This window comes from Chelatococcus sp. GCM10030263, assembly GCF_042666455.1.
Classification (GTDB): domain Bacteria; phylum Pseudomonadota; class Alphaproteobacteria; order Rhizobiales; family Beijerinckiaceae; genus Chelatococcus.
Map to the genome: position 1 here is coordinate 722,459 of NZ_JBHTDB010000002.1, position 11,674 is coordinate 734,132.

10 protein-coding genes are annotated in these 11,674 nt (G+C 66.1%); 7 read left to right on the plus strand and 3 right to left on the minus strand.

Features of this window, described 5'->3' with window-relative positions; translation table 11 throughout:
* Positions 1–37 precede the first annotated feature (37 nt).
* Together hpt and ACFQU1_RS03250 are read left to right on the plus strand one after the other, a co-directional pair.
* Positions 38–622: a hypoxanthine phosphoribosyltransferase gene (gene hpt, locus ACFQU1_RS03245; RefSeq protein ID WP_378129159.1), complete on the plus strand. Its 585-nt coding sequence runs from the start codon at positions 38–40 to the stop codon at positions 620–622.
* Positions 623–624: 2 nt separating this feature from the next.
* Positions 625–993, plus strand: coding sequence for a response regulator (locus ACFQU1_RS03250; protein WP_378129161.1), 369 nt, complete (start codon positions 625–627; stop codon positions 991–993).
* A gap of 172 nt (positions 994–1,165) precedes the next feature.
* Here the strand turns inward: ACFQU1_RS03250 and ACFQU1_RS03255 are convergent, their stop codons facing one another.
* The 3 genes from ACFQU1_RS03255 to ubiG form a co-directional block, all read right to left on the minus strand.
* Positions 1,166–1,501 (minus strand): hypothetical protein, encoded by a 336-nt coding sequence (locus ACFQU1_RS03255; RefSeq protein WP_378129163.1) that lies wholly within the window; start codon positions 1,499–1,501, stop codon positions 1,166–1,168.
* 651 nt (positions 1,502–2,152) lie between these two features.
* Positions 2,153–3,022 carry a DMT family transporter gene (locus ACFQU1_RS03260; protein ID WP_378129165.1) on the minus strand — a complete coding sequence of 290 codons (870 nt, stop codon included), beginning with the start codon at positions 3,020–3,022 and terminating at the stop codon, positions 2,153–2,155.
* 169 nt (positions 3,023–3,191) lie between these two features.
* Entirely contained in the window at positions 3,192–3,983 is a 792-nt protein-coding gene (gene ubiG / locus ACFQU1_RS03265) for a bifunctional 2-polyprenyl-6-hydroxyphenol methylase/3-demethylubiquinol 3-O-methyltransferase UbiG (RefSeq protein ID WP_378129167.1), read from the minus strand.
* A gap of 191 nt (positions 3,984–4,174) precedes the next feature.
* Between ubiG and ACFQU1_RS03270 the strand changes: the two genes are divergently transcribed.
* The 5 genes from ACFQU1_RS03270 to ACFQU1_RS03290 all read left to right on the plus strand — a co-directional run bounded on the left by ACFQU1_RS03270 (position 4,175) and on the right by ACFQU1_RS03290 (position 11,641).
* Complete coding sequence (locus tag ACFQU1_RS03270) at positions 4,175–5,416, plus strand: aspartate kinase (RefSeq protein WP_378129169.1); 1,242 nt, start codon at positions 4,175–4,177, stop codon at positions 5,414–5,416.
* A gap of 332 nt (positions 5,417–5,748) precedes the next feature.
* Positions 5,749–8,013 (plus strand): phosphoenolpyruvate--protein phosphotransferase, encoded by a 2,265-nt coding sequence (gene ptsP / locus ACFQU1_RS03275; RefSeq protein WP_378129171.1) that lies wholly within the window; start codon positions 5,749–5,751, stop codon positions 8,011–8,013.
* Positions 8,014–8,097: 84 nt separating this feature from the next.
* Positions 8,098–9,174, plus strand: coding sequence for a peptide chain release factor 1 (prfA, locus tag ACFQU1_RS03280; RefSeq protein WP_378129173.1), 1,077 nt, complete (start codon positions 8,098–8,100; stop codon positions 9,172–9,174).
* Positions 9,171–10,052: a peptide chain release factor N(5)-glutamine methyltransferase gene (gene prmC, locus ACFQU1_RS03285; protein ID WP_378129175.1), complete on the plus strand. Its 882-nt coding sequence runs from the start codon at positions 9,171–9,173 to the stop codon at positions 10,050–10,052. Before prfA ends, prmC begins: the two co-directional genes overlap by 4 nt.
* Before the next feature lie 458 nt (positions 10,053–10,510).
* Positions 10,511–11,641 (plus strand): DUF4167 domain-containing protein, encoded by a 1,131-nt coding sequence (locus ACFQU1_RS03290; RefSeq protein ID WP_378129177.1) that lies wholly within the window; start codon positions 10,511–10,513, stop codon positions 11,639–11,641.
* The last annotated feature ends 33 nt before the right edge of the window (positions 11,642–11,674 follow it).

An 11,674-nucleotide genomic window follows, 5' to 3' on the forward strand; every position in this document is an offset into this window, starting at 1 on the left:
AGTCCTTAGAAAGAAAGTCATGGGAATGAAAGGCGTGATGAGCGGCGAGGCTCACGAGGGATCCGGCCCGAACAGGGGCGAGCGCCGACCGGTCCGGGTGCTTTTTGCGGCCGACGCGATCGCCCGGCGCAATGAGGAGATGGCTGCCGCCGTCGCCGCCGCCGCGCCGCGTGACCTTTTGGTCGTGGCTATTCTGAAGGGCAGCTTCATGTTCGCGGCCGACCTCATTCGCTGCCTGCACCATGTCGGCCTCGCGCCGCAGGTCGAGTTCGTGCATCTGTCGAGCTATCGCAAATCCACCCACTCGTCAGGTCAGGTGGAGATCCTGAAGGATGTGGACAGCGACGTCCGCAACAGGGACGTGCTTCTCGTCGACGACATTCTCGAATCCGGGCGCACGCTCGCCTTCGCCAAGGATCTGCTGGCGGCGCGCGGCGCGCGCCGGGTGATGTGCGCCGTGCTCCTGGAGAAGCCCCACAAGCGCGCCGTGACCATCGATGCCGATTTCGTCGGCTTCGCCTGCCCCGATCTCTTCGTGGTGGGCTACGGCATGGACGTGGCCCACGCCTACAGGGAGCTCCCCTTTGTCGGCGTTATCGCGGATGGCGGGGAGCCCCACTGACCATGGCGCGCATCCTGCTCGTTGACGACGAGGCCGGCGTTCGCGGGTTCCTGAAGCGCGGGCTCGAGCTCGACAGCCACAGCGTCGAGACCGCGGTCGATGGGCTGGACGGCTTGGAGCAGCTCAAGGCCGCAGGCGGGAGCTTTACCTTGCTCGTCAGCGACATTCGCATGCCGTTGATGGATGGCATCGCCTTGGCGGTTGCCGCCAAGCAGGAGTTTCCCGAGCTCATCGTGCTCCTGATGACGGGCTTTGCCGACGAACAGGAGCGCATCAAGGGGCTTGAGAATCAGGTCGCCGACCTTCTCATCAAGCCCTTTTCGCTCGGCGATCTGCGCGCCGCCGTCCGGCGCGCACTCGCCCGCGGTTGAGGCGATCGGACCGATAGACTCCGAGGCGATCGGCCGGAGAAGATAAGCTCCGCTGTCAGCCTTTCGCCGCCGAGAGTATTTTTCGAGCGAAGTGGATACCGGTTGGCCGAAAGAAACGCGGTCAATCGCGTATCGGGAGCTCTTTTCGCGATCGAGGAAGGCGAAAAGAGCTTCAGGCTTTGCGCTGTTGCGCGTCCGCCTCGTCCTCGTCGCGGGCCGGCTGCCCGCCGATGACGTCCCGCATCACGGTGAATGCCGCCTCGATCATCGTCTGGAAAGCGGCAGGCACATTTTCGGCCGGGGCCTTGCCCGACGCGGTCAGAAGTTGAACCAGTCCGCGCGGCGATATGAGCATGTAGCGAGTGTAGGGGCGGAACGTATTCGGGCTCGTTTCCAACCGTGCCAGAAGCTTATCATCGGCCTTCACCGGCGCGAGCGCCAACGTGACGTTCAGCTCACCACGGCGATTGACGAAGAGGTTGAGCGCCCGGCAGATGTCTGCGGCCACGAACCACGGCTCCCCGGCGTGCCGCACGATACGAATCTCGCGCCCGCCATCAGGCCAGGACACTCGGTGGATGGCAGCCTCTGGAAAGCTGTCCATTTATTGGCCTCCGCTCGAATGTGAACGCCGGGACGCTAAAGGACAGGATGCATGCCCGCGTGGCGTGACGCGCACGCCTCGAAGACCGGCGTGCAACGCGAACGGAAAAGCTCAATATTTTGCCCCGATCGGCGGCATTTTCTTATGGATATATACCGCAAGTTGCTGCCCATTTGGCTGACGTATGCTGTTTGGATTGCATAATATCGAAAACGTCTCCGTTTTTACTCGATTTCTGATGATTTATTGAGTGTTCCTGATGCTGCGGTGAGGGGCGGCAAGTTGCGCACAGGCGACGGAAGGCCCAGCTCCCTATGCCGGCTTAGCAACTCTACCGGGATACCATAGGCTGGGGATGTCTGCAGCCCTGAAGCCGGAGTTTTTTCATTTTGCCCCCTCGGCTGCGGCAGCGCAGCGGCACGAAAAGCCTTGGAACTGCGGGCTTTGCCATATTCCATCTCTTCATTAACCATTTCCTAACAATTCTTCAGGCGACCTGACGGACGGCCGGATTTACCTGAGGACCGTTTCCTATCGGACCGGCCGACCCGGCTTTCACGCGCGACTCGCGAGCGCCACGCCGGCCGCCGCAATCGCCATCCCTGCGATCTGGATAACGGTCAGCGTCTCACCGAAGAAGACGAAGGCCATCACGGCGGCGACCGGTGGGACGAGATAGAGCAGGGCGGCGACCTGCGCGACGGCGCCGCGCCGCAGGAGCGCGAGCAGGATGAGGATCGCCCCGACGGAAAGGCCGAACACGGACCAGAGAAGGCCGATCCACAGGGGCCAGGTGTTGTCGAACTGGCCGGCTTCCGTAAGGCCCGCCAGCGGCCCGATCACGGCGAGCGCACCGAGGAATTGAATGACCGCGCCGCTGACGAGATGACCGGGGGTTCCTGTCCGCTTTTGCCAGATGGTGCCGAGCGTCATGGATGCCATGGAGGCACAACAGACCGCCAACGGCAGCGGCTCGAGGCCGGCGCCGAGCTTCGGGGCCAGCACGCCGGCTGCCCCGATGAAGCCGAGGCCGATGCCCAGCCAGCGCCGCGCCGTCACGGTCTCGCCGAGAAGGGGCGTCGCGAGAATGCCGGTCAGGAGCGGCTGCAGGCTCGTCACGAGCGCCGCGATGCCCGCCGGCAGGCCGTGCCGCACGGACCAGAAGACGCCGCCGAGATAAAGCCCCTGCATCAGAACGCCGGCCACGAGCGCGTTGCGCCAGCCGGCCCAGGTCGTCGGCCAGGACTGGCGAAGGCTGATGGCGATCGCGGCGAGCACCAGGATGGTCAGTCCGAAGCGAGCAACGAGAAAGGTCAAGGGCTCGGCATGGGGCGAGACGAGACGGGCGACGATGAAGCCCGTCGCCCAAATGACGACGAAGACCGCAGGCGCGGCGCGCTGGAGGAATGAGGCGTTTGGAGACATGGCCTTCGCGGGTAGGGGCGGGCGCGACAGAACCACGGTCGGGCGAAGGGCGCAATGTAGCTCTCCGGCGGGGCGCTCTGCGGCAGGCGCAAGTCTGCCCCACCCGGACCCTTTGCGATCAGGCCCGGTGCGAAAGAGCGGCGCCCTATAGAGGATGCGTCTGCTGGTCTCAGGCCCGCTTGGCGGTCAGCATATAATTGACGCTCATGTCGCCGGAGAGCCGCCAATTCGCCGAGAGCGGGTTGTAGATGACGCCCGTGCGGTCGGCGACGGTGAGCCCGCCGGCGGCCACGGCGTCCGCGAGCTCCTCCGGCGTCACGAATTTCTCCCAGTCATGCGTGCCGCGCGGCAGCCACCGCAGGACATATTCGGCGCCGACAATGGCCAGCGCGAAAGACCGCAGAGTCCGGTTGAGCGTCGAGAGAACGAGGAGGCCGTCGTCGCCCGTCACCGCACAGGCCGCCCTGACGAAGGCGCGGACGTCGGTGACATGTTCCACCACCTCCATGGCGGTCACCACGTCGAAGCGCTCACCACGCGCCACGACCTCTTCCACCGTTTCGCTGCGGTAGTCGATGGAGAGCCCACCCTGTTCGGCGTGGCGGCGTGCCGCCGCGGCCATGGCGGCGGCGGGTTCGAGCCCGGTGACCTCGGCGCCCAGGCGCGCGAGCGGCTCGGCAAGCAGGCCACCGCCAGCGCCGATGTCGAGCAGGGTCAGGCCGGCGAAGGGTTTGGGGCTGCGGACATTGCGTCCGAAATGCGCGCCGATCGCATCGCGTATATAGCCGAGCCGCAACGGGTTGAGCTGATGGAGCGGCCGCATCGGGCCCTCGGGATCCCACCAGCTCTCGGCGAGCCGGTCGAAGCGCGCCACCTCCGCCGGATCGAGCGTGTCCTGGCGGGGGCCATGACCTTCGGACGGGGGGCGACCAGCCGCCGATCTGTCATCCGCCCCAGTCATCGTCATCTCCATGCGACCCATGAAATAGCTTCTTAAGCGCGTTTGCGGGCCGCGCTTCCACCAATCATCGCGTGCGTTGACAGAGGCGGACCACCCCGTCATGTATACCCGCCTTTCGCCGGGCGGCCATAGCGGCCGATGCTGGCGGGCGTCTCGCAATCCCCGGTCGAAGCTGAATCGTCAGATCTCGCATGGCCCGTCTGGTTATGAAATTCGGCGGAACCTCCGTCGCCAACGTCGATCGCATTCGCAATGTCGCCCGGCATGTGAAGCGCGAGACCGATGCTGGCCATGAGGTTGCGGTCGTGGTCTCGGCCATGTCGGGCAGGACGAATGAGCTCGTCGGCTGGTGCCGCGAGGCCGCGCCCATGCACGATGCGCGCGAGTATGATGCGGTGGTCGCTTCCGGCGAGCAGGTCACGGCCGGCCTTCTCGCCATCGCTCTCCAGGAGATGGGCATCATGGCCCGCTCCTGGCAGGGCTGGCAGGTGCCGATCCTGACCGACGGCGCCCATGGCGCGGCGCGCATCACCGGCATCGACGGTACGAGGCTCATCGCACGCGTGAGCGGAGGCAAGGAGGTTGCGGTCGTCTGCGGCTTCCAGGGCCTTCACGAGCCGAGCGGGCGCATCACCACACTCGGTCGTGGTGGATCGGACACGAGCGCGGTGGCGCTCGCCGCCGCCATCGCCGCCGACCGCTGCGACATCTATACGGATGTCGACGGCGTCTACACGACCGACCCGCGCATCGTGCCGCAGGCGAGGCGCCTCGACCGGGTCTCCTTCGAGGAGATGCTGGAAATGGCCTCCCTCGGCGCGAAGGTGCTGCAGGTCCGCTCGGTCGAGCTTGCGCTCACCAAGAGGGTCACGACATTCGTACGCTCCAGCTTCGATGATCCGTCCGATCCGAAACCGGGCACGCTCATCTGCGACGAGGAGGACATCGTGGAAAACCATGTCGTCACGGGCATCGCCTATTCCAAGGACGAGGCGCAGATCACGCTGAGGCGCGTCGCCGATAAGCCGGGCGTGGCGGCTGCCATCTTCGTGCCGCTCGCCGAGGCCAACATCAATGTCGACATGATCATCCAGGTGGTCTCCGACGACACGACGACGACCGACATCACCTTCACGGTGGGCTCGGCCGATTTCGAACGCGCCAAGGCCATTCTGGAAGGCGCGCGCGACCGCATCGGCTTCGCCACGCTGCAGGGCGCCACCGACGTGGTGAAGGTGTCGGCCATCGGCATCGGCATGCGCAGCCATGCCGGCGTCGCCGCGAGGGCCTTTCAAGCCTTGGCGGAAAAGGGCATCAACATTCGCGCCATCACGACCTCCGAAATCAAATTTTCAGTGCTGATCGATTCCGCCTATACGGAGCTTGCGGTACGCACGCTCCATTCGCTTTATGGATTAGACAAGCCGCAGTGAGCGGCGAGCCGAGCCGGGGCGACTTGCGCGGCGCCGAAATTATGGGCTGAACACCCCGTTGGGTGAGCCGGCCAGTTCTGCGTTAAGCTCTGACAAACCGAATCGGTGACTGGGCATGATCGGCCCGATGCTGCCACGAGGCCGGTCGCTCGATGCCGTGCCCCAGGGAAGGCGAGATGAGCTATTGTGCAGGCGGCGGGTTGCGAGGTCGCGAATTCGGTGGCTATACCAACGGTCTCTCAGGCGTGCCAGGCACCGGCGAAATGGGTTCGCCGGCGCGGTTGGCCGCTGACTAGCCCGCGCACTGCGGGACGTTCAACGGGAACAGGCTGATGCGAGGCGCTCTCGGTGGCCCGCGCGTCCTGTTGCGTCGTCTCCGCGAGGTTATGGCGGAGCCGGTCAGCGCGCAGGATAGGCTCGATCGCATCGTTGTTCTGATCGCGGCCAACATGGTCGCCGAGGTCTGTTCCGTCTATGTCATGCGCACGGATGGAACGCTCGAGCTCTATGCGACCGAGGGCCTCAATCGGGAAGCGGTGCATCTCACCACGATGAGCTCTGGCGAGGGCCTCGTCGGCCTTATCGCGCGCGAGGCCGAGCCGCTCGCCCTCTCCGACGCCCAATCGCATCCGGCCTTCTCCTACAAGCCGGAGACCGGCGAAGAGATCTATCACGCCTTTCTCGGCGTCCCGATCTTGCGGGCCGGTAACACGCTCGGCGTCCTCGTCGTGCAGAACAAGACGCATCGCGTCTACCACGAGGAGGAGATCGAGGCGCTCCAGATCACCGCCATGGTGATCGCCGAGATGATCGCCTCGGGTGAGCTGCAGGCGCTGGCGCGCCCCGGCGCGGACATCGCGATCCGCCGGTCCTTCCATCAGCGCGGCGTGGTGCTGTCGGACGGGGTCGGGCTCGGTTATGTCGTCCTGCACGAGCCGCGCGTGGTCGTGAAGGATCTGATCGCCGAGAATGTCGAGAGCGAGGTCAAGCGCCTCGAGGATGCGATCACCGTCGTGCGCACCGAAATCGATCGTCTCCTGGAGCGTGGCGATGTCGCCCATCACGGCGAGCACCGTGACGTGTTGGAGACGGTGCGGATGTTCGCCAACGACAAGGGCTGGATCCGCCGCATTCGCGAGGCGGTGATGACAGGCTTGACAGCCGAGGCGGCGGTGGAGCGCATTCAGTCCGACACGCGCGCCAAGATCCTGCGGCAGACCGATCCTTATCTGCGCGAGCGGCTGCACGATCTCGAAGACATCGCCGACCGCCTGCTGCATGTGCTGGTCGGTGCCCGCCGCGGCGCGGCCCGCGAGGAACTGCCGGAGAACGCCATTCTCGTCGCCCGGTCCATGGGGCCGGCGGCCCTGCTCGATTACGACCGGGGGCGGTTGCGGGGGCTCGTCCTGGAGGAGGGCGGCCCTTCGAGCCATATCGCCATTGTCGCGCGAGCGCTCGGCATTCCCGCGGTGGGCCGGGTGGAGGGCGTCGCGAGCCTCGTCGAGACGGGTGACGCCATGATCGTCGACGGCGGGGTCGGCGACGTGCAGATCCGTCCGCCGCCGGATGTCGAGGCGGCCTATGCGGAAAAGGCGCGGCTGAGGGCCCGCCGCCAGGAGCAGTACCGCACGCTGCGCGAGGTGCCGTCGGTCACGCGCGACGGTGTCCCCATCCAGCTGCTGCTCAATGCCGGGCTTCTCGTCGACTTGCCCAATCTGGCGGAGACGGGCGCCGAGGGTATCGGCCTGTTCCGCACCGAACTGCAGTTCATGGTGTCCGAGCGCCTGCCTACCGGCAGCGAACAGCAGGTGCTCTATCGTCAGGTGTTGGCCGAGGCGCAGGGCGCGCCGGTCACCTTCCGGACGCTCGACATCGGTGGCGATAAGATCCTGCCTTATATGCAGGCCGTGGAGGAGGAAAATCCGGCGCTGGGCTGGCGGGCGATCCGCATCGGCCTCGACCGCCCGGGCCTCTTGCGCGCCCAGCTGCGGGCGCTTCTCAAGGCGGCGGCCGGTCATCAGCTGAAGGTCATGTTCCCGATGGTCGCGACCGTCGAGGAATTCCTGCGCGCCAAGGCGATGGTCGGGCGCGAACAGGCCTATCTGCGCAAATATGGCCATGCCGAACCCACCTCCGTGTCGCTCGGCGTCATGGTCGAGGTGCCGTCGCTCGTCTTCCAGATCGACCAGATCGCCCGGCACGCGGATTTCCTGTCGGTCGGCTCCAACGATCTCCTGCAGTTCCTCTTCGCGGCAGACCGTGACAACCGGCAGGTGTCGGATCGATTCGATCCCTTGAGCGTGCCGGCGCTGCGGGCCTTGAAATCGATCGTCGACGGTGCCGCTTCCCACGGTTGTCCGGTGACGCTCTGCGGCGAGGTCGGCGGTCGGCCGCTGGAGGCTATGGCGTTGATCGGCATCGGCTACCGGGCTTTTTCGATGACGCCCGCCTCTGTCGGTCCCGTGAAGGCCATGCTGCTGGCGCTCGATACGGGCGCGCTGCGCGGTGAAATCGAGGCCCTGCTCGCCTCCGGCGAGACGGGGAGCCTGCGTCCGGCGCTGGCGGCTTTCGCCGCGGCTCACGGTCTGCCGGTTTAGCGGGGCCGCCTTCATGACGGTACCGGCAAGCTTCTGGCGAACACGCGCGTCTGCGCTTATCTCCTCTTTCTCATGACCGATTCAATGACGATGGTTCCGCCGGACAAGCTCGCGGCCATCCTGCAACGCCACGACATCCTCACAGCGACGCTCGCCGAGGGCGCGGCTCCCGACACTTTCGTGGCCCTGTCGCGGGAGCTCGCGGAGCTCGAGCCCGTGGTGGCGGCGATCCAGGCCTTCGAGGCGGCAAGGCGCAATGCCGAAGAGATCGAGGCGCTGCTCGCCGATCCCAAAACCGATCCGGAGATGCGGGCGCTCGCCGAAGAGGAGGTGCCGGCATCCGCCGCCGCCGTGGCGGAAACGGCCAAAGCGTTGCGGCTCCTGCTCATCCCGAAGGACGAGGCCGACGAGAAGAGTGCCATCCTCGAAGTGCGCGCCGGCACGGGCGGTGACGAGGCCTCGCTCTTTGCCGGCGATCTTTTCCGGATGTATTCCCGCTATGCCGATCTCAAGGGCTGGAAGGTCGAGATCCTGTCGGAAAGCGAGGGCACGATGGGCGGCTACAAGGAGGTGGTGGCCGAGATCCGCGGTCGCGGTGTCTTCGCCCGCCTCAAATTCGAATCGGGCGTCCATCGCGTCCAGCGCGTGCCCGATACGGAAGCCTCCGGCCGTATCCACACTTCGGCGGCGACGGTCGCCGTGCTGCCCGAGGCCGAGGAGGTCGACATCGCCATCGACGAGAGCGACCTCAAGATCGATACCATGCGCGCCCAGGGCGCGGGCGGCCAGCACGTCAACAAGACGGAATCGGCTGTGCGCATCACGCATCTGCCGACCGGCCTCGCCGTGGTCGTGCAGGACGAGCGGTCGCAGCACCGCAATCGCGCCAAGGCCATGGCCGTCCTGCGCTCGCGGCTTTTCGACATGGAGCGCCAGCAGCTTGCGCAGACGCGCGCCGCCGACCGGCGGTCCCAGGTCGGCTCGGGCGACCGCTCCGAACGCATTCGCACCTACAATTTCCCGCAAGGCAGGGTGACCGACCATCGCATCGGCTTCACGCTCTATAAGCTCGACGAGATGATGGCGGGCACGGCGCTCGACGAGGTGATCGATGCGCTGACGACGGCCCACCAGGCGGCGCTCCTCGCCGAGGGGGAATGAGCGCGGCCGGCGCGCAACCTCCGGCGCTGACGCCTGCCATGACGCGGGCGCAAGCGCGCCGTCTTCTGGCGCGCGCCTTCGATGCCGCAGGGCTCGCGACGCCGGCGCTCGACGCTCGCGTGCTGCTCTGCGAGGCGCTCGCCATCACGACGACTGAACTCGCCACCCGTCCGGAGAAGGCGCTAGGGGAAAGCGCCGCACAGCTCGCCGCCTTTGCAGCCCGGCGGCTTGGCGGCGAGCCGGTGGCGCGCATCCGCGGCATGCAGGAGTTCTGGGGCATGCCCTTTCTTCTGTCCCCGGCAACGCTCGTGCCGCGACCGGAGACCGAAACACTGGTGGAAACCGCGTTGGCCGCTGTCGCGGGCAGGCCGGCCCCGCGCATTCTCGACCTTGGCACCGGCACGGGCTGCATTCTCGTGGCGCTCTTGAGCGAATTGCCGCAGGCGAGGGGCGTTGGGGTCGACCGCTCGCCGCAGGCGGCGGCGACGGCACGCCGCAATGCGCAGGCCAACGGCGTCGGCGACCGCGCCCTTTTCGTAGTCGGTGATTGGGCTCGGCCGCTGGCCGGGCGCTTCGACCTCGTGGTCTCCAACCCGCCCTATATCGAAACCGCCACCGTGGGCGAATTGGCGCCGGAGGTCAGGCTGCATGATCCGCAGCTTGCTCTGGACGGCGGGCCTGACGGGCTTGCGGCTTATCGGCGCATCACGGCCGAGGTCACGCCGCTGCTCACGCCCTCTGCGAGCCTGGTTCTGGAAGTAGGCGCCGGGCAGGCGCCGCAGGTTTGTGCGCTGATGGGGCAGATGGGCCTTGTAAACAGTTGCGTTGCGCACGATCTCAGTGGTATCGAGCGTGTTGTTTGTGCAACATCGCTGTGAGATACCGCACTGAACACCGGGCTGATCCCGAAGGCGGGCTTGCAAAAATGGCTTGGCGGAATACGGTAAAGTCGTTAGGGTGACTTTCAGGAATCGCGCTCAGCGGCACAAGATCAAGGGTCGGAAAGATCCTATCGGATCCGCGGGAGGTAGACCTCCGTAGCTAGCGCGAAGAAAAATCTCCGGTGCGCTGAATGGCGAGCGGCTTGAAGTTGCAGGCTGGCTGTTGGTTCTACCATGCATCGCTCGTGAGACCGTGTCGTATCGCCTTGGGATCGGCATCCGCACTATGAACACGAGGATGGCTGACTAAGCCTTCGATGGTTTCAGCTGTGGCGCTGACCGAATGCGCGCGCCCTCTGTACGAGGGTCCAGCGTTTCGAAACGCGGGCTGTTGCGGCGCGCGTATGTTGTTTATCCATAAGAGATAGTCGATGAGACCAGGTCAAAACAGGCGCATGCGGGGCAGGAATCGTAAAGGCCCCAATCCTTTGACGCGGACATACGAGTCCAATGGGCCGGATGTGAAGATCAGGGGGACTGCTCAACATATCGCTGAAAAATACGCGCAGTTATCACGAGACTCGCAGGCCTCCGGCGATCCCGTGGCGGCTGAAAACTACCTTCAGCACGCCGAGCATTATTATCGAATCATCGCGGCTGCGCAGGCGCAATACCAACAGACCTACGGCACGTTGCAGCGGCCCTTCGACGACGATCGCGAGGACGGCGAGGCTGTAGACGACGGCGGCTTCGGCTATGGCGCACCCTCCGTGCAGGAGTATGGCGCGCCGCAGCCCGATCTCCGCGCCGCGCCCTATGACGAGCAGCCCTATGCGCCGCCGCAGCCTTATCAGCCGCGCGGCGAGCGTCAGGACCGGGGCGAGCGCCAGGATCGTGGTGACCGTCAAGATCGTGGTGACCGTCAAGATCGCGGGGATCGCCAAAATCACCACCGTCAGGATCCGCAGCGCCAGGACCCGCAGCGGCAAGACGCCCAGCGACAGGACCCGCAGCGGCAAGATTACCAGCGGCAAGATTACCCGCGTCAGGATTATCAGCGTCCGGACCGGGCCGAATACCAGGCGCGAGACGACCAGCGCGGTGATCGCCAGGATCGCGGCGACCGGCCCGAACGCCAGGACCGCCAAGACCAGCGGCAAGAGCCGCGTCAAGACCGGCGCGAGCGCTTCCGCGGGCGGCGCAACGACGCTCCCGCCGAGCATCATGCCGGCGAGAACGGCGCGGCTAACGGCCAGGGCGTCCTGCCCGCGTTCTTGACATCGCCGGTACGGCAGCCGATCTCCACCGACCACGATGACGGCGATGTCGCGGATGAGAGGCCGGCGGCCAATCAGACGAAGGTCGCCGCGCGTGGGGCACCCAAAAACGGTGGTGTCAACGAAGCGGCAGCTGCTCCGGAAGAAGCCGAAGCGCCTGCGCCTCGGACGCGCCGCCGCAAGGCAGCGACGGCTGCCGACGCGCCGGCAGCGCCGCCCGCGCCCCGTGCCACACGGGGCCGGCCGAAGCGTCGACCCGCGGGCGAAGACACCGAGAGCGACGAGAGCGTCCTGCCTCTGACGGATTGATCGCACCCCGGGGGTGATCTTCGGATCGCTTCC